Source organism: Sphingobium sp. CFD-1 (assembly GCF_024611115.1).
In the GTDB taxonomy this organism is placed as follows: domain Bacteria; phylum Pseudomonadota; class Alphaproteobacteria; order Sphingomonadales; family Sphingomonadaceae; genus Sphingobium; species Sphingobium baderi_A.
This window is the reverse complement of the sequence record NZ_CP084398.1, coordinates 3,732,180-3,752,576: the sequence shown is the minus strand read 5'-3', so window position 1 is coordinate 3,752,576 and position 20,397 is coordinate 3,732,180. Positions and strand designations below refer to the sequence as shown.

The 20,397-nt window shown below is 64.4% G+C and carries 23 protein-coding genes; 8 read left to right on the top strand and 15 right to left on the bottom strand.

Annotated elements, in window-relative coordinates; all coding sequences use genetic code 11:
* Positions 1-8 precede the first annotated feature (8 nt).
* From trbJ to groES, 9 genes are all read right to left on the bottom strand, one after another.
* A complete protein-coding gene (gene trbJ, locus LDB26_RS18830) occupies positions 9-725 on the bottom strand; it encodes a P-type conjugative transfer protein TrbJ (protein WP_062062650.1) in 717 nt (238 codons plus the stop codon).
* Complete coding sequence (trbE, locus tag LDB26_RS18825) at positions 722-3,211, bottom strand: conjugal transfer protein TrbE (RefSeq protein WP_062062647.1); 2,490 nt, start codon at positions 3,209-3,211, stop codon at positions 722-724. Before trbE ends, trbJ begins: the two co-directional genes overlap by 4 nt.
* Entirely contained in the window at positions 3,208-3,489 is a 282-nt protein-coding gene (locus LDB26_RS18820; protein ID WP_257539516.1) for a VirB3 family type IV secretion system protein, read from the bottom strand. Before LDB26_RS18820 ends, trbE begins: the two co-directional genes overlap by 4 nt.
* Complete coding sequence (locus LDB26_RS18815) at positions 3,486-3,821, bottom strand: TrbC/VirB2 family protein (protein WP_257539515.1); 336 nt, start codon at positions 3,819-3,821, stop codon at positions 3,486-3,488. Before LDB26_RS18815 ends, LDB26_RS18820 begins: the two co-directional genes overlap by 4 nt.
* Entirely contained in the window at positions 3,818-4,804 is a 987-nt protein-coding gene (gene trbB / locus LDB26_RS18810) for a P-type conjugative transfer ATPase TrbB (RefSeq protein ID WP_062062641.1), read from the bottom strand. Before trbB ends, LDB26_RS18815 begins: the two co-directional genes overlap by 4 nt.
* A 140-nt stretch (positions 4,805-4,944) precedes the next feature.
* Positions 4,945-5,364, bottom strand: a complete 420-nt coding sequence (locus LDB26_RS18805; RefSeq protein WP_062062637.1) for a CopG family ribbon-helix-helix protein — start codon at positions 5,362-5,364, stop codon at positions 4,945-4,947.
* Positions 5,361-7,391, bottom strand: a complete 2,031-nt coding sequence (locus tag LDB26_RS18800) for a conjugal transfer protein TraG (RefSeq protein WP_062062635.1) — start codon at positions 7,389-7,391, stop codon at positions 5,361-5,363. Before LDB26_RS18800 ends, LDB26_RS18805 begins: the two co-directional genes overlap by 4 nt.
* Before the next feature lie 367 nt (positions 7,392-7,758).
* Entirely contained in the window at positions 7,759-9,378 is a 1,620-nt protein-coding gene (gene groL, locus LDB26_RS18795) for a chaperonin GroEL (protein ID WP_062061339.1), read from the bottom strand.
* A 55-nt stretch (positions 9,379-9,433) separates the two neighbouring features.
* A complete protein-coding gene (gene groES / locus LDB26_RS18790; protein WP_072596869.1) occupies positions 9,434-9,748 on the bottom strand; it encodes a co-chaperone GroES in 315 nt (104 codons plus the stop codon).
* A gap of 249 nt (positions 9,749-9,997) precedes the next feature.
* Between groES and LDB26_RS18785 the strand changes: the two genes are divergently transcribed.
* The 3 genes from LDB26_RS18785 to LDB26_RS18775 are packed head-to-tail and all read left to right on the top strand — an operon-like array spanning position 9,998 to position 10,871.
* Positions 9,998-10,234, top strand: a complete 237-nt coding sequence (locus LDB26_RS18785; protein WP_062061345.1) for a hypothetical protein — start codon at positions 9,998-10,000, stop codon at positions 10,232-10,234.
* Complete coding sequence (locus LDB26_RS18780) at positions 10,231-10,500, top strand: usg protein (RefSeq protein ID WP_062061348.1); 270 nt, start codon at positions 10,231-10,233, stop codon at positions 10,498-10,500. Before LDB26_RS18785 ends, LDB26_RS18780 begins: the two co-directional genes overlap by 4 nt.
* The gene (locus LDB26_RS18775) at positions 10,497-10,871 is read left to right on the top strand and encodes a hypothetical protein (RefSeq protein WP_062061351.1); all 375 of its coding nucleotides are present in this window, start codon (positions 10,497-10,499) and stop codon (positions 10,869-10,871) included. Before LDB26_RS18780 ends, LDB26_RS18775 begins: the two co-directional genes overlap by 4 nt.
* A 43-nt stretch (positions 10,872-10,914) precedes the next feature.
* On the opposite strand, the gene LDB26_RS18770 is transcribed toward LDB26_RS18775, so the two are convergent.
* The 4 genes from LDB26_RS18770 to LDB26_RS18755 all read right to left on the bottom strand — a co-directional run bounded on the left by LDB26_RS18770 (position 10,915) and on the right by LDB26_RS18755 (position 13,065).
* On the bottom strand, positions 10,915-11,448 hold the full coding sequence (locus LDB26_RS18770; protein ID WP_257539514.1) for a hypothetical protein: 534 nt from the start codon (positions 11,446-11,448) through the stop codon (positions 10,915-10,917).
* 65 nt (positions 11,449-11,513) lie between these two features.
* Complete coding sequence (locus LDB26_RS18765; protein ID WP_231746454.1) at positions 11,514-11,891, bottom strand: NADH dehydrogenase ubiquinone Fe-S protein 4; 378 nt, start codon at positions 11,889-11,891, stop codon at positions 11,514-11,516.
* Positions 11,892-11,985: 94 nt separating this feature from the next.
* Positions 11,986-12,507, bottom strand: coding sequence for an Hsp20/alpha crystallin family protein (locus LDB26_RS18760; protein WP_062068276.1), 522 nt, complete (start codon positions 12,505-12,507; stop codon positions 11,986-11,988).
* A gap of 84 nt (positions 12,508-12,591) precedes the next feature.
* Complete coding sequence (locus tag LDB26_RS18755) at positions 12,592-13,065, bottom strand: Hsp20 family protein (protein ID WP_062061360.1); 474 nt, start codon at positions 13,063-13,065, stop codon at positions 12,592-12,594.
* Between the two features lie 435 nt (positions 13,066-13,500).
* Between LDB26_RS18755 and LDB26_RS18750 the strand changes: the two genes are divergently transcribed.
* From LDB26_RS18750 to LDB26_RS18735, 4 genes are read left to right on the top strand one after another with little or no spacing between them, the layout of a single operon-like run.
* A complete protein-coding gene (locus LDB26_RS18750; protein WP_156415324.1) occupies positions 13,501-14,139 on the top strand; it encodes a Bax inhibitor-1/YccA family protein in 639 nt (212 codons plus the stop codon).
* Between the two features lie 16 nt (positions 14,140-14,155).
* Positions 14,156-14,797 carry an HdeD family acid-resistance protein gene (locus LDB26_RS18745; protein ID WP_257539513.1) on the top strand — a complete coding sequence of 214 codons (642 nt, stop codon included), beginning with the start codon at positions 14,156-14,158 and terminating at the stop codon, positions 14,795-14,797.
* Positions 14,794-15,039, top strand: coding sequence for a hypothetical protein (locus LDB26_RS18740; RefSeq protein ID WP_257539512.1), 246 nt, complete (start codon positions 14,794-14,796; stop codon positions 15,037-15,039). The genes LDB26_RS18745 and LDB26_RS18740 overlap by 4 nt, the downstream gene beginning before the upstream one ends.
* Positions 15,036-15,896: a trypsin-like peptidase domain-containing protein gene (locus tag LDB26_RS18735; RefSeq protein ID WP_257539511.1), complete on the top strand. Its 861-nt coding sequence runs from the start codon at positions 15,036-15,038 to the stop codon at positions 15,894-15,896. The genes LDB26_RS18740 and LDB26_RS18735 overlap by 4 nt, the downstream gene beginning before the upstream one ends.
* Positions 15,897-15,924: 28 nt before the next feature.
* Here the strand turns inward: LDB26_RS18735 and LDB26_RS18730 are convergent, their stop codons facing one another.
* Positions 15,925-16,974 carry a PAS domain S-box protein gene (locus tag LDB26_RS18730; RefSeq protein WP_257539510.1) on the bottom strand — a complete coding sequence of 350 codons (1,050 nt, stop codon included), beginning with the start codon at positions 16,972-16,974 and terminating at the stop codon, positions 15,925-15,927.
* Positions 16,975-17,599: 625 nt separating this feature from the next.
* Positions 17,600-18,715: a DUF3800 domain-containing protein gene (locus tag LDB26_RS18725; protein ID WP_062062630.1), complete on the bottom strand. Its 1,116-nt coding sequence runs from the start codon at positions 18,713-18,715 to the stop codon at positions 17,600-17,602.
* Positions 18,716-18,917: 202 nt separating this feature from the next.
* Between LDB26_RS18725 and LDB26_RS18720 the strand changes: the two genes are divergently transcribed.
* Complete coding sequence (locus tag LDB26_RS18720; protein ID WP_257539509.1) at positions 18,918-20,177, top strand: abortive infection family protein; 1,260 nt, start codon at positions 18,918-18,920, stop codon at positions 20,175-20,177.
* The last annotated feature ends 220 nt before the right edge of the window (positions 20,178-20,397 follow it).

The following is a 20,397-nucleotide window of genomic DNA, read 5'->3' as shown; positions in this document are numbered from 1 at the left end:
CGGGCGTCTCAGTTGCCCATGAAGCGGCGGAACCGCTCGCGGCCTTCGGCTTCCTCGGCGGCTTGGCGAGCGGATTGCAGCGCCTGCGCCCGCCCCTGTGCCGCAACGGCGGCGGTCAGGTCCGCAAGCTGCTGCGATTGCAGCGCGAGAAGCTGATTGCCCGCCTGGGCAGCCTGAAGCGCACCGGTCGCCGACTGGCTGGACGAAACCAGGCCGTCCATTGTCGTGCGCGCGCCGTCGATGTTGCCGACAACGCCGGCCTGAACGCGTAGCGCGTCCTCGAACGCGCCGACGCTATCCTCCCAGCGCGCATTGGCGTTGGCGACCATCTGCGCGTGGGTGCCGGTGAGCGCCGCGCCCTTGTAGCGGCCGTCGAAAACCTGCTGGACGCTCTGCACGTCGTAGGCGATGCGCTGCGCCTCGCCGAGAAGCTGCTGGGTGCGCTGCACCTGCTGCTGCAACTGCTGAAGCGAGCTGAACGGCAGCGTAGCGAGGTTGCGCGCCTCGTTGATGAGGCTGGTCGCCTGGTTCTGGATTTGCTGAATCTGGTTATTTATCTGCTGGAGCGACCGGGCGGCGGTCAGCACGTTCTGCGCATAGTTGGTCGGATCATAGACGATCCCGCCGAACTGAGCGTGAGCCGGCGTCGCGGCAGTGATGCCGATCATGCTCGACGTGGCGATAGCGCCGGCCAGCACGGCGCGGCGTAGAATGGAGGGCTTCATGGTTCGATGTCCTTCAAGGCAAGGGGAAGCTGGCCGGTATCTTCCCGGCGGCCGGCCAGCGGATCGGGTTGGGGTTCGGGAAGAAGCTCGACCGCCCAGGCGCAGCCGCGATGCCGCAGCCATTCGGCGGCGAACGCGGATTGCCCGTAGGCTTCGATGATCTCGGCGATGCGGAGCTGGTCGGCCTTGGCCGAGGCGGCGGTGAAGGCGAGCGCGACCTCGCCCAGCCCCAGCTCGAACAGCCGGTTGCCGCGCCGCGACTGGCAGTAATAATCGCGCTTGGGCGTTGCCCGGCTGAGGATTTCGATCTGCCGGGCGTTCAGGCCGAAGCGCTCATAGATGGCCGCGATCTGCGGTTCGGCAGCGCGCTCGTTCGGCAGGAAGATGCGCGTCGGGCAGCTTTCGATGATGGCCGGCGCGATGCAGCTGGTCTCGATGTCGGCTAGGCTCTGCGTCGCGAACACGACACTGGCGTTCTTCTTCCGCAAGGTTTTGAGCCATTCGCGGAGCTGGGTTGCGAAATCCGGGCTGTCGAGGACCAGCCAGCCTTCGTCGATGATGATGAGCGTGGGCGAGCCGTCCAGCCGGCCTTCGATTCGGTGGAACAGATAGGACAGGACCGCGGCCGCCGAACCGGCGCCGACCAATCCCTCCGTCTCGAACGCTTGCACCGACGATTCGCCGAGCCGTTCGGCCTCGGCGTCGAGCAGGCGGCCCCACGGTCCGCCGAGGCAGTAAGGGGCAATAGCCTGCTTGAGCTGCTGGCTCTGCAACAGCACCACCAGGCCGGTCAGTGTGCGTTCGGAAGGCGGCGCGCTGGCGAGCGAGCCGAGCGCCGACCAGATATGCTCCTTGGCCTGCGGATCGACCGCGACGCCTTCGGACGCGAGGATCGCAGCCAGCCATTCCGCCGCCCAGGCTCGTTCGGCGGTATCGTCGATATGGGCGAGCGGCTGTAGCTGGACGCCGGTTTCTGCCTCGTCGGCCAACATGCCGCCGAGATCCTGCCAGTCGCCGCCCATGCCGATCGCGGCGGCGCGGATGCTGCCACCGAAGTCGAAGGCGAAAACCTGTGCGCCGGCATAGCGCCGGAACTGCATGGCCATCAGCGCGAGCAGCACCGACTTGCCCGCGCCGGTCGGCCCGACGATCAAGGTGTGGCCGACATCGCCGACGTGAAGGGAAAACCGGAACGGGGTCGAGCCTTCGGTCTTGCCGTAAAGCAAGGAGGGAGCGCCGAAGTGCTCGTCCCGTTCCGGCCCCGCCCACACCGCTGACAGGGGGATCAGGTGGGCGAGATTGATGGTGGAGATCGGGGGGTGGCGGACATTGGCGTAGGTGTGGCCGGGCAGGCTCCCCAGCCATGTCTCGATCGCGTTCATGCCCTCGGGAATGACGGTGAAATCGCGGCCCTGGATGACCTTCTCCACCAGTCGCAGCTTTTCGGCGGCAATGGCCGGATCGCGGTCCCACACCGTCACGCTGGCGGTGACATAGGCCATGCCGGCATAGTCGGCGCCCAACTCCTGCAGGGCGGTGTCCGCGTCGGCAGCCTTGTTCGAGGCGTCGCTGTCGAGCAGCGTCGATGCCTCGTTGGTCATCACTTCCTTGAGGATCGCGGCGACCGATTTGCGCTTGGCGAACCATTGCCGCCTGATCTTGGTCAGCAGCTTGGTCGCGTCGGTCTTGTCGAGCATGATCGCACGGGTCGACCAGCGATACTCGAAGGCGAGCCGGTTCAGCTCGTCGAGCAGGCCGGGGAACGTGACGCTCGGGAAACCCGTGATCGTCAGCGTGCGGAGGTGATGGTCGCCGAGCTTCGGTTCGAGCCCGCCGGTCAGCGGTTCATCGGCGAGAAGCGCGTCGAGGTGCATCGGGGTTTCCGGCACGCGGACGCGCTGGCGCCGCGTCGAGACCGTGCTGTGCAGATAGGTCAGCGTCTCGGCATCATCGAGCCAACGGACCTCGGGGACGAAGCCCTCGACCAGTCCCAGCACGCGATCGCTGCGATCGGTGAAACCTTTGAGCAGCTCCCACGGATCTACGCCGGTTGTCGAGCGGCCCTCGTAGAGCCAGCCTTCGGCACGCGCGGCTTCCTCGGCTGGAGGCATCCACAGCAGCGTCAGGTAGTAGGCGCTCTCGAAGTGGGCACCTTCCTCGCGGAATTGTTCGCGGCGCTCCATATCCACCAGCGTCGACACCGGATCGGGGAACGCGGACTCGGGATAGTCGAGCGCGGGTGTGCGCTGCGCCTCGACGAAAATTGCCCAGCCCGAACCGAGCCGGCGGAGCGCGCTGTTCAACCGTGCACTCGTCGCGACCAGCTCGGCCGGCGTGGCGCTGTCGAGATCGGGACCGCGGAAACGGGCGGTCCTCTGAAAGCTGCCGTCCTTGTTGAGAACGACGCCTTCGCCGACCAGCGCGGCCCAAGGCAGGAAGTCGGCCAGGTGGGCGGCGCGATTCCGGTATTCGCGGAGCGACATCATGGCCGCATCCACGCCGGATAGCGGAGGTGCCGCCGGGCCACGTCCACGAACTGCGGATCGCGGCGCGCGGCCCAAACCGAGAGCGCATGGCCGACGGCCCAAATCGCCAGCCCGACGATCCAGACGCGAAGGCCAAGGCCGATCGCGCCCGCCAGCGTGCCGTTGACGATGGCGAGCGAGCGCGGGGCGCCGCCGAGCAGGATCGGCTCGGTCAGCGCCCGATGGACCGGCGCAAAATAGCCGGCGATCGGCTCGACGGGATCGGCCGCGCCCGTCATGCGACGACGAGCCCCCCGCCGAACGAGAAGAACGACAGGAAGAAGCTCGACGCGGCGAAGGCGATCGACAAGCCGAAGACGATCTGGATCAGCCGGCGAAAGCCGCCCGACGTATCGCCGAACGCCAGGGTCAGGCCGGTGATAATGATGATGATGACCGCGATGATCTTCGCGACCGGCCCCTCGATGCTTTCGAGGATGGATTGCAGCGGGGCTTCCCACGGCATAGACGAGCCGCCAGCGTGGGCCGGAACGGCGAAGGTTAGCGCGATCACGCTGGCGGTGGCGGTGAGCATGGCGCGACGCGCGCCATGCCGAAGGGCATGGATCATGGCAGGTCTCCGGGGTGGGGGGTGGTGAGCGGTGCGAGGCGGTAGTCGCCGGTCGCGGGGTCGAGTCCGTCGACGCGGGCCAGCTCGATCAGCCGGCGCCCGTGCCCGTCGCGGACCAGCACGGCGATCAGGTCGATGGTCTCGGCCAGCAGCGCGCGCGGGACCGTGACGACGGCCTCCTGGATGAGCTGCTCCATGCGGCGCAGCGCGCCGAGCGCGGTCCCGGCGTGAATGGTGCCGATGCCGCCGGGGTGGCCGGTGCCCCAGGCTTTGAGAAGGTCGAGCGCCTCGGCGCCGCGCACCTCGCCGATGGGAATGCGGTCGGGGCGGAGCCGCAGCGAGGATCGGACGAGATCGGACAGCGAGACGACGCCATCCTTGGTCCGCATGGCGACGAGGTTGGGCGCGGCGCATTGCAGCTCGCGCGTGTCTTCGATCAGGACGATGCGGTCGGTGGTCTTCGCCACCTCGGCGAGCAGCGCGTTGACCAGCGTGGTCTTGCCGCTGCCGGTCCCGCCCGCGACGAGGATGTTGGCGCGTGTCTGCACGCCATCGCGCAGCGCCGCCGCCTCGGCCGCCGACATGATCCCGGCGGCCGCATAGTCGTCGAGCGTGAACACCGCGACGGCGGGCTTACGGATTGCGAAGGCCGGCGCGGCGACGACGGGCGGCAGCAACCCCTCGAACCGCTCGCCCCCTTCCGGCAGCTCGGCCGAGACGCGCGGGGACCGGGCATGGACCTCGACGCCGACGTGATGCGCGACCAGGCGGACGATGCGCTCGCCATCGGCGGCGCTCAGCGTCATGCCGGTGTCGCTGATGCCTTCGCCGAGCCGATCGACCCACAGCCGCCCGTCCGGGTTCAGCATCACCTCGATGACAGCGGCATCGTCGAGCCAGGCGGCGATCGACGGGCCGAGCGCCGTGCGCAGCATCCGCGCGCCGCGTGCCTTCGCCTCGGAACGGATCGGATGGATGATCAAGAAGAGGCCCCTGAATTGGACCGGGCGAACCGCCGCCCGGCGTCAGGGACACATCAAGAGAGACAAAAAGGATCAGAGTTCAACAGATAGATTCGGCTGTCGTAGGCTGGCGAAGAACGACAGGGAGCAGCGTAGTTCGCTCACTCTTCCCGGGCAGGAAAGTCCTCGCTGATTTCCTGCCTGACCTTCGGACCTTTCGCGAGTCGACGGCCAAGCGCGTCGATGAAGGCATCGTAGCGATCACCGCCCTGTCGGCGCATGGCGCCCCGTTCCGCTTCGGGTGGCGGCGGGGTGTTCGATAGCCAGAATCGGACGAACATTGCGATCATCTCGACACCGATCCCCACATCGCGCTCCAACCGGATCATACGCCGGTCCAGCCGGTCGAGGCGCTTGGAGATGGCCGCTTCGCGCTGTTCGTCTGCATCGGGCGACAAGAAGGACGCAATGGCAGCCTCGGCGATCAGCGACCGCGACTGGCCGCGCCTATCCGCATAGGCTTCAAGCGCGTCCTTGAGGTCCTGTTCGAGATAGACGGACAAAGGTGACTTGGTGGTCATAGCTCGATGCCGTCGTCGGGATCGAGGGACGCCTGCCGGGCCAGCCGCTGCGTCTGACGGCGCGCCGTCGCTTGCCGTGCCGCGTCGACATCGGGTTCGGGCTCGTCCAGCTCAAACTCATTGGCGGAAACGGGCATGGGCGCCGGCGCGATGTCGATATGACGTTCCATCTCCGGTTCGCGGCGCAGGTCCGCGTTCGCGGCATCGTCCGCCGCACTAGCCTTCTTGGCGGCCTTTTTCTTCTTCGGCTTTTTCGGCGCATCATGCTCGATCGGTTGGGGCATCGGCGGAGCCTCGATCGGTGGCAAGCCGCTCCAGTCGTTCGGGCGCGGCGGGCCTTCCCCGACATTCCTATCCGGCGGCGACAGCACGCGCTGCGTGAACCGCCGATCCTTGAAATACCGGACTTTCTTCGCTCGGATCGGCGGGATGCCAGCGACCATGACGATCTCGTCGTCGGGCGGGAGCTGCATGATCTCGCCGGGGGTGAGGAGCTGGCGGGCGGTTTCGGAGCGCGACACCATCAAATGCCCGAGCCAGGGTGAGAGGCGATGCCCGGCGTAGTTCTTCATCGCTCGCATCTCGGTCGCAGTGCCGAGCGCGTCCGATATGCGCTTGGCGGTGCGCTCGTCATTGGTGGCGAAGCTCACCCTGACATGGCAGTTGTCGAGGATCGCGTTGTTCGGCCCATATGCCTTTTCGATCTGGTTGAGCGATTGCGCGATCAGGAAGCTCTGGATGCCGTAGCCGGCCATGAACGCCAGCGCGCTCTCGAAGAAGTCCAGCCGCCCCAGCGCGGGAAACTCGTCCAGCATCAACAGGAGGCGATGGCGCGACTGCCGCGCCTTCAAGTCCTCGGTCAAGCGGCGCCCGATCTGGTTGAGGATGAGGCGAATGAGCGGCTTGGTGCGCGAGATGTCGGATGGTGGCACGACGAGATAAAGCGTCACCGGCCGCTCGCCCTCGACGAGATCCGCTATGCGCCACTTGCAGGTGCGCGTGACCTGCGCGACGACGGGATCGCGATAGAGGCCGAGGAACGACATGGCGGTGCTCAGGACGCCCGACCGCTCATTGGCCGATTTGTTGAGCAGCTCGCGGGCCGCGCTGGCAACGACGGGATGGACGCCGGCCTCGCCAAGATGCGGCGTGGTCATCATGGCGCGCAGCGTGGACTCTATAGGCTGGCGCGGATCGGACAGGAAGGCGGCGACACCCGCGAGCGTCTTGTTCTCGCCGGCATAAAGGACATGGAGGATCGCGCCGACCAGAAGGGCGTGGCTCGTCTTCTCCCAATGGTTGCGCTTTTCTAGGCTGCCTTCGGGATCGACCAGCACGTCGGCGACATTCTGCACGTCGCGCACTTCCCAGGCGCCCTTGCGGATTTCGAGCAGGGGATTGTAGGCGGCTGAAGCGGCGTTGGTCGGATCGAACAGCAGCACTCGCGCGTGCAGGGCGCGAAAGCCGGCCGTGAGCTGCCAATTCTCGCCCTTGATGTCATGAACGATCGCTGAGCCGGGCCAGGTCAGCAGCGTGGGCACGACGAGGCCAACACCCTTGCCCGACCGTGTGGGCGCGAAGCACAGCACATGCTCGGGGCCGTCATGCCGCAGATAGTCGCGCCCGAGCCGCCCCAGCATGACGCCGTTCGGTCCAAGCAGCCCGGCGGCGCTCGCCTCACTGCGCGTTGCCCAGCGCGCCGAGCCGTAGGTCTCGGCGTTCTTCAGCTCGCGTGCGCGCCATACCGACATGCCGATGGCGACGACGATCGCGGCGAATCCGCCCGACACGGCGATGAACGCGCCGGTCTGGAATATCTCGGGCGCATAGGCTTCGAACGAGAACCACCACCAGAAGAAGGCCGGCGGCGGATAGACAGGCCAATCGCCAAGCATGAACCAAGGCGCCCCAAGCTCAGGCTGATAGGCGAGCGCCGCGGCCGTCCACTGCGTCGCGGCCCATATGCCGGCTAGCACGATCAGGAAGACCGTGATGACCTGACCCCAAAGGATTTTTGTCGCGGACATCACGCTTAGATCGGTGGGCGCTGGCTAATGAATCAAGCCCCAAGCGCCGGGGCGAAAAGCGTGGCGCAGAAATACAGGCAATGGCGTATGCGCCTCTATAGCTTCCGTACCCGCCAACATTCCAGACATTCGAGTTTCAGATTGCCGTGATCGATTCCTGCCTTTCGTTCATCACGCATTTGAGAAGGATGAAAGACTTGGTCTGGGACAGAGCCGCCGTCCCACAGCAATAAGTCGACCGACAGCTGTTGCCAGGAGCCGACATCCAGCAGTTGCCTGACCGGCATCGAAGAATAATAGAAAGGGACTTGTCGCTCTTAAGCTCTTAAGCTCCGGGGAGCCCGAGTATCGGGCTCCCCGTCTCACGTCAGTAGTCCATCGCCGGCATCGGCGCGGCCTTTTCCTCTTTCGGCACTTCGGCGACGAGGGCCTCGGTAGTGATGAGGAGCGAGGCGACAGAGGCCGCGTCCTGCAGCGCGGTACGCACGACCTTGGCCGGGTCGATCACACCGGCCTGGACGAGATCCTGGTACTCGCCGGACGCTGCGTTGAAGCCCCAGTTGTAGTCGTCGCTCTCGAGCAGCTTGCCGACGATCCAGGCGCCGTCCTCGCCGGCGTTCTCGGCGATCTGTCGGGCGGGGGCGCGTAGCGCCCGGCGGACGATGTCGATGCCCGACTGCTGGTCGTCATTCGCGGCCTTGAGGCCATCCAAGGCCTTGAGCGCGCGCAGCAACGACACGCCGCCGCCGGGCAGGATGCCCTCTTCGACCGCGGCGCGGGTGGCATGCAGCGCATCGTCGACCCGGTCTTTCTTCTCCTTGACCTCGACTTCGGTCGCACCGCCGACGCGGATCACCGCGACACCGCCGGCAAGCTTGGCGAGCCGTTCCTGCAGCTTCTCGCGGTCATAATCGCTGGTGGTCGTCTCGATCTGCTGGCGGATCTGCGCGACGCGGCCGTCGATGTCGGCCTTGGTACCGACGCCGTCGATGATCGTGGTGTTGTCCTTGTCGATCGTGACTTTCTTGGCGCGGCCGAGCATGCCGATCGTCACGTTCTCGAGCTTGGTGCCGAGCTCCTCACTGACGACATTGCCACCGGTGAGGACGGCGATATCCTCGAGCATCGCCTTGCGGCGATCGCCGAAGCCCGGCGCCTTGACCGCCGCGATCTTGAGGCCGCCGCGCAGCTTGTTGACGACCAAGGTCGCCAGGGCCTCGCCCTCCACATCCTCGGCGATGATCAGCAGCGGGCGGCCCGATTGGACGACCTTCTCGAGCAGCGGCACGAGGGCCTGCAGGTTCGACAGCTTCTTCTCGTGGATCAGGATGTACGGATCATCCAGTTCCACCTTGAGCTTCTCGGCATTGGTGATGAAGTACGGCGAGAGGTAGCCGCGGTCGAACTGCATACCCTCGACGGTCTCGAGCTCGGTCGCGAGGCTCTTGGCCTCCTCGACCGTGATCACGCCCTCATTGCCGACCTTCTCCATTGCCTCGGCAAGGATTCGGCCCACTTCCTCGTCGCCATTGGCCGAGATTGTCGCGACCTGCGCGATCTCGCTATTGGCGCTCACCTTCCTGGCATGGGCTTCGAGGTCGGCGACGACGGTGGTCACCGCCAGATCGATGCCGCGCTTGATGTCCATCGGGTTCATGCCCGCAGCGACGGCCTTCGAGCCTTCGCGCACGATCGCCTGGGCGAGCACGGTCGCTGTGGTGGTGCCGTCGCCGGCCTTATCGTTCTGCTTGCTTGCGACCTCGCGCAGCATCTGCGCGCCCATATTCTCGAACTTGTCGGCAAGTTCGATTTCCTTGGCGACGGTGACGCCGTCCTTGGTGATGCGGGGGGCGCCGAAGCTCTTCTCGATGACGACGTTGCGGCCCTTGGGGCCAAGCGTCGCCTTGACCGCGTTCGCGAGCGTATCGACGCCGCGCAGCATGCGGTCACGCGCGTCCGATGCAAATTTGACTTCCTTTGCAGCCATCGCTGCTACTCCTTTCTATGTCCTTCCTGAATGTTCGAGGGATGAGGGCGGTCGATCAGGCCGCCTGCTTGAGCGGCACGACGTTGTCGATCACGCCAAGGATATCGCTCTCCTTCATGATGAGCAGATCCTCGCCATCGATCTTGACCTCGGTGCCCGACCATTTGCCGAACAGGATCCGATCACCGGCCTTCACTGACAGTTCGACGAGCGTGCCGTTGTCGTCGCGGGCGCCCGGCCCGACGGCGACAACCTCGCCTTCCTGCGGTTTTTCCTTGGCGGTGTCAGGGATGATGATGCCGCCCGAGGTCTTCTCCTCGGCGTCGATGCGACGGACGACCACACGGTCGTGCAAGGGGCGGAAATGCATGGCAAAAGCTCCAGATGCAAAACATGATGTGACAACCCTGCCGTTCATCCGAACGACAGGTTTCGCTGAGCTAGGAAAACCGATTTTTCCGTTCAAGAGGCGGAATGAAATTTTTTGGCACTCTTGGCGTTGGAGTGCCAATCGGGTCCAACTTGCCTCTTGACGAGACTCGGAACGGAACCAAAATTCTCCGGTGCGGGTCTGTCCCGCATCAACGAAAGGAGCGACACAAGGAAAGGAGTTTTGGCCATGTCGCAGCCCTACGCACGTTTTCTTCACCCCTTTGATGTTGCGCGGCATCCGGATTTGGAACCCGAAGTGAAGCGTGCCATCCTCGCATCCTGGGCATCGGATCGATCTGCCGTGCGAGACAAGCCGGCGCTTCGCAAACCCCCGGGCGCAAAACGCGCCGTACCGATCGATGAAGTGCTCGCCGCCATGCGCTCGCTCGACGAAGGCAGGGATTCGGGTAGTCGGCTTCAATGAGGGATCGCGCTTTCCTCGCTCAGCTGCAGGGATATGGGCTAACCACCGCCGAAGTGCACTACTACCGGCCGGACGCCCCTTCACTACTGCAGCTGTACGTTTGGCAGGAGTATGATCTTGCGCCCGATTTCCCGGTGCTGTTCGACTTCCTCGATCATTGGCGGCGCGAGATCGAGGCGGCGCTCCACTCGGTGCAAATCGCGCACGACCAGCTCGTTCGTCCGACCGAGTGGCGCGCCGTCGATGGCGTGATCAGGATGCAATGACGAGGGGGCCGCTGCGAAAGTGGCGCGAACGCGGCGGCCGCCGCGTCCGCATTGCCTTGCCATTCGACGACATCATGGAGTTCGCGCTCGCGCTCCTGTCGGTGCCGCCCGAGGAACTGGAGGCGCTGGGCTGGAGCTTTGCCGATCGCAAGCGGCTGCTCGATCATTTTCTGCGCTCAGGCAAGGCCGCGCAGCGGATCGCGCCCGATCGTCTCGGAGCAATGCCGATCGAGCTCCGCCTGCCGCAGCGCGACGTCGACCGGCTGCAGCACTTCGCGCGCCGCGAGCTTCCCAAGGCGGCGAGCAGCGCCGGCGTGATCGACCGGGTCCTCGCCGCGCTGGATCGGGCATCCCATCGGCAGCGCGGGTGAATCGTGAAAGGCCCGGGAGAAATTGCTTCTCCCGGGCCATCGCTCAAATGGTCTTCGCTGGTGATGCCAGCTTGCCATGATCGGCAACGGCTTGAACCGGCCCGCGTGACGGTGCGCCGCAGTCACCGGAACTACTCGAAACGACCTTTGGCTGCTGGTCCGCGCCGAGCGACGTTACCTGGATGCTGCGGCTGCAAGTACCGTTTCCGGTGCTGGTAGAGACGAAGCGATAGCTCACGGTTCCTGCCGGCAGGGTGCCGAAGGCGGCCCGGTCGGGCGTTGCGCCTCTGGCCGCCGCCGCTTCGAGCATCCGCGCCTGGCGGAACATCGCATCCATCTGCCGATCCATGTCGGCGGCGATCCGGTCGAACAGCGCGAACGGCGCGGTTATCGCCGGATCGGCAAATCGCACCGGCGCGAACCTCATCGCCGGCTCAACGGTGACCTTGGGCGCCACATCGCCCTGGTACTCGATCCGGGCAAGCGAGCCGTCGGGCAAGTCGATAGTCATGACCCGGTTGTGGTTTGCGGCCGCGATAGCCGTCCCCGCGGTGGCGATTGCCGCCGCGCCGGCCAAGACGGCTGTACGAAGCAATTTTCGCATCATTCGTCCTTTCGTTGCTGGTTTGGTGGGTGAGAGATCTAACCGGCCACGCTGAACCTTGGATGACAATCACGCTCTGCCGCAGCGATCGGATAGGCACCGCAGCAACGCGCATGCGGACCTGTCGGCGAGCAGCACAGCACTGGAGCGGGCGCCGCGGGCAGGTAAGCGTGAAGCGGGCGCTGGCGACGCGCCTCTCCATGGACTGAGAAACGCAATCCTTGCCGCTGGCAATAGTTCGCCGCCGCCTCCAAGTTGGGAAAGCGCAGCTCGATCGTCTCGAGCGGATCGCCGCCGCCGGTCCATCCGGTTAGTGGATCCGCCACTGGCCGCCAGCGAGGCGCGAAGCGAACCTTCCACTGTTCGCGCCGGCCTCGTCCGCCTTGATTAGTGGCCGGCAGCACCGGCTCTATCATGGCACAGGCCTCGCGTGGCAGCGCGCTGGACGGGTCAGGCCCGGTGTGATTGTCGTTGGCGAATGGCCCGGAACCGAGGTTCCGGGCCAGACCGTCACGCCGCCTTGCCATTGACCGGGATGCGGCGGACATTTTCGTTCGCCGCCTCCGTCTTGGGCAGGGTGACCGTCAACACGCCGTTCCTGAACGTCGCGTTCGCCTGGTCACGGTCGACCCCCTTGGGCAGTCCGATACGCCGTTCAAAGCGGCCGTAGCTGCGCTCGCTATAGCCACGATCCTTGTCTTCGACCTCGGACCGCTTCTCGCCGCGAAGCGTTAGCGCACCGTCTTCGACGGTAATCTCCACGTCCTTCTCGTCGAGACCCGGCAGTTCCGCCGTGACGCGGATCTCCTTGTCGGTCTCGCCGAGCTCCACATGGGGCCAACCGGCAGCGCGGTCGAGGCCGGCGAAGGCGGGCACGCCGAAGCCGCGGAAGACGTCGTCGAACAGTCGGTTCACCTCGCGATGGAGCGAGAGCAGCGGGTGGGTATCATTGTCGCGGCCGCGCTCGGCACTGACCGGGACAGGGAGCCGGTTTTCCTGCCGGCTCCAGGGAATGAGATCACGAAAAGCCATGATGGTCATCTCCTTTTCTGGCTGGAAGGGTAAAGGCCTGCCGGCCCGCAGAGTGCGGCGCCGGCAAACCAGTTAAACCAAGGATCAAGCCGCTTCGCGGACCTTGTCCTTGGGCGCCTCGATCTGATCCTGGGCAGCATTGCTGCCGCCGATCTCGATCCGGCGCGGCTTCATCGCCTCGGGGACGACACGCTTGAGCGCGATGCTCAGCAGGCCGTTCTCAAAGCTGGCATTGCCGGCTTCCACGAAGTCAGCGAGCTGGAAGCGCCGCTCGAAGGCGCGCGCGGCGATACCGCGATGCAGATAGTCGCCCTTGCCGTTATCCTCGGCGCGTTTGCCGGTGACGGTGAGCTGGTTCTGCTGCGCCACCACCTCGATGTCTTCGGGGCGAAAGCCGGCGACTGCCAGCGTGATGCGATAGCTGTCCTCGCCATCCTTCAGGATGTCGAAGGGCGGATAGCCATCGTCTTCACGCGCGCCTGCTTCGAGCAGGTTGAACAGGCGATCGAAGCCTACGGTCGAGCGCCGATAGGGCGCGAAATCAAAGTTAGTTCTCATTTCCAAATCCTCCTATGAAGCGATCTGGGCATGAGAGGCGCCGGTAAACGGAGAGCCGACGCTCTCTATGTCCAACCGGACCCGAACGGCGTCCGGCAACAAAAATCTAGGTAGGCATCGAGGGCTTTCAAGAGGTTTTTGCGCACACACTTTTTGCCCGCGCGTGCTCTTGAATTTACAGAAGCGGTTACAAGATCTTGCCTGCGGACCGGGCCCCTCTGGCGGCGGCTGCAAAGCCTCCGCGATGTCGGACCGCATCGAGTGCGCTCGGTGCAGGATCGCGCAGCTTCAACGTGAAGCCGGCCGAGTGCCTCATTGACTTGAAGATCAATGGAGTGAGGCATGAACAGACATTTTGACCCTATCACCTATCCGCCCCCTTCGCCGGCGCGCGCCGGCGGCGCAGCCATCTATGATGAAGGCCTTCGCCGGCACATGCTCGGCGTCTATCGCAACATGGCGCTGGGCCTCGGTATCACGGCGCTCGTCGCGCTGCTGGTCGCGAGCACGCCCGCGCTTTACCAGCCGATCTTCGGTACGCCGCTGAAGTGGGTGGCCATCTTCGCACCTTTGGCGTTCGTGCTGTTCTTCTCGTTCCGCGTCGAGCGGATGACGACCACGCAAGCGCGAACCGCTTTCTATGCCTTCGCAGCTGTGATGGGCGTGTCGATGGCGAGCATCTTCCTCGTCTTCACCGGCACCAGCATCGCGCTCGCCTTCTTCAGCGCAGCGGCGGTGTTCGCGGGCATGAGCCTGTGGGGCTATACGACCAACGTCGACCTTTCGCGTTGGTCCACCTTCCTGATGGTCGGGTTGATCGGCGTGGTCATCGCCAGCCTCGTCAACCTGTTCATCGGGTCCTCGATGCTCCAGCTAGTCTTCTCGATCGCCGGCGTGCTGGTGTTTACGGGGCTCACCGCTTGGGACACCCAGCGCCTGAAGAGCGAGTATCTGGCCTATGCTGGAACCGAGCGGGCGGACAAGTTGGCCGTGATGGGCGCGCTGTCGCTCTATCTCAATCTTATCAACCTGTTCCAGCTGCTGCTGAGCCTGTTCGGGCAGCGTGAGGAGTGACGAAGGAGGCCAAGCTATGACGAGCATATCGGCCACGGTTCCCCATGCCGGTGCGGGCAGCGACGCCCGCACCGGCGTTCCGCTGCTCAACCACAACTGGGGATGGTTTGTCGTTCGTGGCGTCCTCGCGTTGACCTTAGGCGTGGTCGCGTTCCTGTTTCCTGTAAGCGCCCTGTTCGCCTTCACCATGGTGTTCGCCGCCTATGCCGGCGCCGATGGCCTACTCTCGACGATCGCTGGCGTGCGCGGCGCCACTCGAAAGGAAGAGCGCTGGTGGACGCTGATCCTGCGCGGCATCATCGGCCTCGCGGTCGCGGTCTTGTTCGTGCTGATGCCCTTTGTGGCGACAGCCAGCTATGCTCTGGCGACACTGTCGGTGCTGAGCGCCTGGGCCATCCTCACCGGAGTGCTGGAGATCGCCGCCGCGATCCGCCTGCGCAAGGAGATCGAGGGCGAGTGGCTGCTCGCGCTTTCGGGCGTGCTCTCCCTATTGCTCGGGATTGCGGTGCCGGTGGCGCTTTATATGAATCCGCCCGCCACGATCCTGTCGGTCGCATGGGCGATCGCGATCTATGCTGTCATCGCCGGTGTGGTCCTGATCGGCTTCGGGCTGCGGCTGCGCCAGCGGCCGGAGGAAACGAAAGGAGAGACGGCATGACGCGCGAAGACGTGATCGCAATCGCCGGTTCGCTGGAGGATCACTTTATCGTCGAGATATTGGAGGTCGGCGGTGATCGGGCGGATCTGATCGAGGCGGTCGCCCGGGCACGCGGCGATCCGCTGGACTTTCCGGCGCTACCGCATCCGATGTCCCCAATCGTGTCGCGACTGTGCGAGATCATCGAAACCGCCGACGCAGCGGTCGCAGACCCGCTCGAGTGGGAGGATGGTCGCCCGTGAGCCCACATGGACCGGGCTTCTGTCCGCCGCGCGGCTGGCTGGCCTTGCTGGCAGCGATCGGCCTGGCCTCGGGTGTGGCCGGCGGCGTGGGGGTGGCTTGGCTCAACTCCGACCGTGACATGGTGATTGGGGCGGAAAGCGCACAGGTTTCCGTCGACGCCGTCCCGCTTAATCGGCTGACGGTCGCACCGCTTGTCGAGCGTGTTGCGCCCGCTGTGGTAAACATCGCGGTGCTGCAGGCGTCGCCCTATGCGCAGAACCCGCTGCTGCGCGATCCTTATTATCGCTTCTTCCTCGGCGTGCCCGACGAGGCACTGGCGCCGCGGATCTCGGCGGGCTCCGGGTTCGTGGTCGATGCCGCGCGCGGTCTGGTTGTCACCAACCACCATGTCGTCGAGAATGCCCGCGCCATTGCCGTTGGCATTGGTGATCGGCAGGTCGAAGCCGAGTTTCTCGGCAGCGATCCGCGGTCCGACATCGCCGTGCTGCGCATTCCAGCTCGCGGGCTGAAACAGCTTCCGTTGGGTGACTCGGACAAGACGCAGGTCGGTGACTATGTGGTCGCCATCGGCAACCCGTTCGAGGTGGGGCAGACCGTCACGGCGAGAATCGTCAGCGGGCTGCGCGGCTCGCCCGACGGCGGCGCTCGCTACATCCAGACCGATGCGCCGATCAACCCGGGGAACTCGGGCGGCCCCTTGATCAACATGCGTGGCGAAGCGGTCGGCGTGAACAGCGCGATCATCGGCCCCAATGGCGGTAATGTCGGCATCGGCCTGGCCGCGCCATCGCGCGCTGCGCGCCAGGTCGTCGAGCATATAGCCGGTGTAAGCTTACCCGGTGGAAGCGGGTCTTAGACCGGGAAGTCCAGCTGCTTTGAGAGCGTCATCTCAGGCGATCACGTAGAATCGTCAGGGTGACACGCAATCCCTCTGGCCGCCACTCGCGCTCGATGGTGCCGCCAAGCTGTCCGCTGGCCAGGCGCCCAAGCAAGCTGCCGAATCCATCTTCCCCCGGCTCATCGCTCCGCGGGCCGCCGCGCTCATCCCAGATCAAAGCAAGCGTATCTTTTTTCGCGACGCATTCGACGGTGACGGTGCCCGATGGTGACGACAACGCGCCGTATTTCGCGGCATTGGTAGCCAGTTCGTGGAGGATGAGTGCGATCGTGGTCATCGCGTTTCCGGGCAACGTCACATCATCGCCGTTGATTCGCAGCCGGTCATCGCCACCGCCAGCACCCTCGTAAGGTGCCAAAATCGTCCGAAGCAATACGTGGAGCCTAACCGAATCGTTACTGCCGGCAGCGGAGTCCTTCGGCATTGTGAGAGCGTGCGCACGCGCCAGCGCGCTCAAACGCTCCTGGACGATGGAGGCCAGTTCCTGTGGGCTTGCAGCATCGCGCACGCTCATGCCGACGAGGCTGCCCGCAAGCGCGAACAGGTTCTTCATCCGGTGGTCCATCTCACGCAGCAACAAGCGTTGCCGCTCCTCGGCTTGCTTGCGCTCCGTAATGTCGCGCGCGATCGTGGACGCGCCGATGACCCTGCCGCTCGCTTCGCGCAACGGTGATACGCTGAGCGAGATGTCTATTAGACTCCCGTCCTTGCGGCGCCTGACCGTTTCATAATGACGGACGCGCTCGCCTCGGCGCAGCCGTGCCAGGATCGGTGCCTCGTCGTCCTGCCGATCATCTGGCAGGAGAAGCATGACCGACTTTCCGACGATCTCGGCGGCGCGATAGCCGAACAACCGTTCCGCTCCCCTGTTCCAGCTCGTGACGGTTCCATCCAGATCTTTCGCCAGAATGGCGTCGTCGGAGGGCTCGACGATCGCGGCCAGGCGCTGCGCGATCTCGTCCCTTGCGCGGCGCCGCTCATAAGGCAGGCCGGGCATCGCGCCAGATGGCGCGTGGCTTTCACCAAGGTCACTCATCCTCTTTTCCACTCACTCGAAGAGTGGTCGTTTCCAAAGCGTTCGCGGCCGAGATTAGCCGGGGTTTGGCGCTGCCGCCTTCGAACGCTGCGCCGGCGACGCCCCTTGGAGCGATGGCTGGCTAGATCGGACCGATTTGGAATTTTCGACCCGCCCCGAAGCCGCAGAGTCTGAAGTGCCACCAAGAGTCGACGCAGCAAACGTAACAAAAGCATGGTCGTCGAACAACCGCCCGATCACCTGTGACGTTATACGGACGCTGCTGTCCCGGCTATCGCAGACCTCACGCGGTGACGCACCCCGCCGCCGGCCGTTTCTGGCACGTTGCCGATTGTCTTCTTGGATCAGCCCGGGCGGCAGCTTCCGTCGAGACGGGACGTTGATCGAGCAAACCTAGACGACCGACCCTGGTCGGAAGCGACCAATGCAAAGCCGGCCAGCGGACTGGCAAGTGCCGCCAACAAACCCGCCGTTAACAGCGCCTTGCATGGTCGTCGAAACCGGCCGTTCATTCACACAGTGGGTTTTGCATCTCCTGGCCGGTAGCGGAATGGCGGCGTTCGGTGAGAGGTCACGATAATGCAGACGATCGAACTGCAGACCCTATCCGGGGTGTCCGAGTTGCTCACAGCGGCCGCACTCCAAGCCTAACGACATCGTGGCGGGCCAGAACAAAATTGACGCCAAGCCCCTGCGCCGGGTCCGTGAAATCCATCAGCGCATCGAAGACGTCTTGTACCACCGGGTCGGGCGTGGCCAGGCCATGGAGTACCGACTTTACATAGCGCATCAGGAAGCCAGCGATGATGTCGGCCGCTTGGATACCCGAAGTGGCGCCGGAACTGGCGAAGCGCAAGGTAGCCTGTTCGACGAAATGATAGTCGGCGAAACGCGCTGGCATCGCCGCCCCTTCGGCGGCCAGCCGCTCGGCGAGCGCCTTGGCATCAGCCAAAATTTCATCGAAATGCGCCTGCTCGTCATGCACGATGATGACGTCCGCCAGCCGGCGTCGCCGATAACGATTGATCCGGGCATATACGTTGGTGAGCGAAGTCAAATTCGGCAACATCCAGATCGACTGGCCTTTCTTCCCCAAATCGGGTGGCGGAAGGCAGCGGAGCTGAGCCGTTTCCGTTTCTGGGCCAGCGGTCATGAAATCGCTGAGACTGTCACGAGTGAAGAAGCGCATGGCTTCCGCCCGCTCGTCGCCAGCTTTCCGCTCATCGAGCCAATCGAGCAGCGTGTCGAATGCGCGGACGATGCTCGCTGCCGAGGGCGCATCGCACGCGGCCACATAAGCAGCGATCACGCTCGGCGACGCCTGTGCGTGCAAATACTCGGCAAGTTCGTTCCGAAACCATTGTGCCTCAGGTGTGACGTCGCACGCGCCAACTGCGGGTAGCACGAGATTGTTGATCATGTTGGCGGCGATCATGAATCTTTTGTCGACCACCTCCAAGAGAAGCGGCAGCTCGTGCAGCCGCAGGAAAGCAAGCAGGTCGCCAACCAGCGCCGGCTTGTTCTTGAGCGCCGAGGATTTCAGCTCTACCGCTTGGACGCGGTGATGGTAGCGTAAGTGCTCCAGCTCCCGGGCAAGGGCATCGGGATCGTCTGTGCCGATGCTGGCCAAAACAAAGATTTCCTGGCCGCCAAAGTCCATGTCTCGGCCCGACCGCGTGAGATCGCCACTGTTGCCGCTCTCGTCGAGATAGAAGATTGACGTCTGTGCGGAGGGGCTCATGCCCCATAATCATCGGTTAACCTGACCATATCAACAGCGCAGGCTTCCAGGCCGCAGCCTGCCGACGAGGCCGCAGCCTCGCACCCCACATGCACCGATGTTACTTTCGTTCCATCTTCGTTCCGTGTAAACAAATGAGGATCGAAGGAGTGGTGACGTGGAAGGCCAGGACGACGAGGCGCATCTGGCGGCGGTGGAGGCGATGCTGGCCGCCGAAGGCATGACCGAAGCAGCCGAATTGCTGCGCGAAGCCGATTGCGAGACAACAGAGACGGGCTGGGACAATTGGAACGGCGGGACGCCGATCTATACGCTCTTTCTGTCGATCGACCCAGCGCACTACGGCCGTCTAGGCGCAAAGCGCGCTACGCTGGAGGAGCAGATTACGGCGCGGGTGAAGGCCGTATATGAGCGCGACGGAGATATCTGGTTCAGCGCATCGATCAGGCCGCGCATTCAAGCGCGTCCCGACTGGCGTTCGGCGCCTGCGAACGTCTCGCGCCGAGCACGCCGCAACATCATTGACGGTCTCAAGGTCGACAACATCGCTTGGATGGGATCGCTGGACGATGTCGAATTCCTGCAGCGGCTTTGGGATCTAGAGACACTGCCGTCGCATGACTCACGGTACAAGGATGCTGCGGGCGATATCTGGCAGCACCGCTGGAACAATAACGACTGGGAAGACGATTGGATTTTCGAGGACAAGCGTTTCGATCTGATCGACGGGCCGGCTGACCGTTTCCTCGCTTTTCTTGCCGAGATGGTCCACCCGGTCGTGCGGCCAGACCGCAATCAAGCGCTGGATATGGTTCGCAACTTCAACGACCAGCTGCGGCCCGAAGGCTGGATGCTGGTCGAGGTCGAGAAGATTGCTGGGCGGCCGCGGTTTGTTGCAAAGGCCATCGGCGAGTTGGGCGGCAGGTCGGTGATGCGGGCGCGGACTGTCGCTGACGCGCTCGACGCCGCTTGGATGCACCGCGAGATCGAGCGGCTCGAAAATGCGGTTGATCGAGATCCGGCGTTGGCGATCGGTACGGCTAAGGAGCTGGTCGAGAGCTGTTGCAAATCCGTCCTGACCAAGCGCGGGATCAGCTATTCAGCCAGCGCCGATCTTCCAGCACTCACCAAGCTGGTGGCTAAGGAATTAGGGCTGGTCCCCGATGACATTACCGACGCAGCCCGAGGCGCAGAGACCATTAGGCTGATTTTGCGCAACCTGTCGGCGCTCACGCAGTATCTTGCCGAGCTGCGTAGCCTCTATGGCTCAGGCCATGGTCGCGACGGCCAGCATCGCGGCTTGCAGCCGCGTCACGCCCGGCTCGCGGTGGGGGCTGCTGTATCCTTCATTGATTTCGTGACCGAGACCTTCCGCGAACGTAAGTTCAAGGAAGAAGTGGAATGTTCCGCGGCGCCAGACAACCAACAGCAAAGTAAGCGCGCAGGAGGCCTGAGCGTATGAGCCGGTATACCTATGCCGTCCGAGCCCACTACGCCGGAATTCTTCTGGGCTGATCGCGATGGGCAAGCGGTTCGAGCCGGCCCTGCACCTATTGCGGCGAGGCTAGCGCGACCCGCCCGATCGCATGTTCTCGCGCACCTTTTTCCGACAAATCTTGATCGTTAATGCTGCGTAACTACATTGTCGTCCCACGGGGGCAATAGCGGGCGAATAGCCCGGC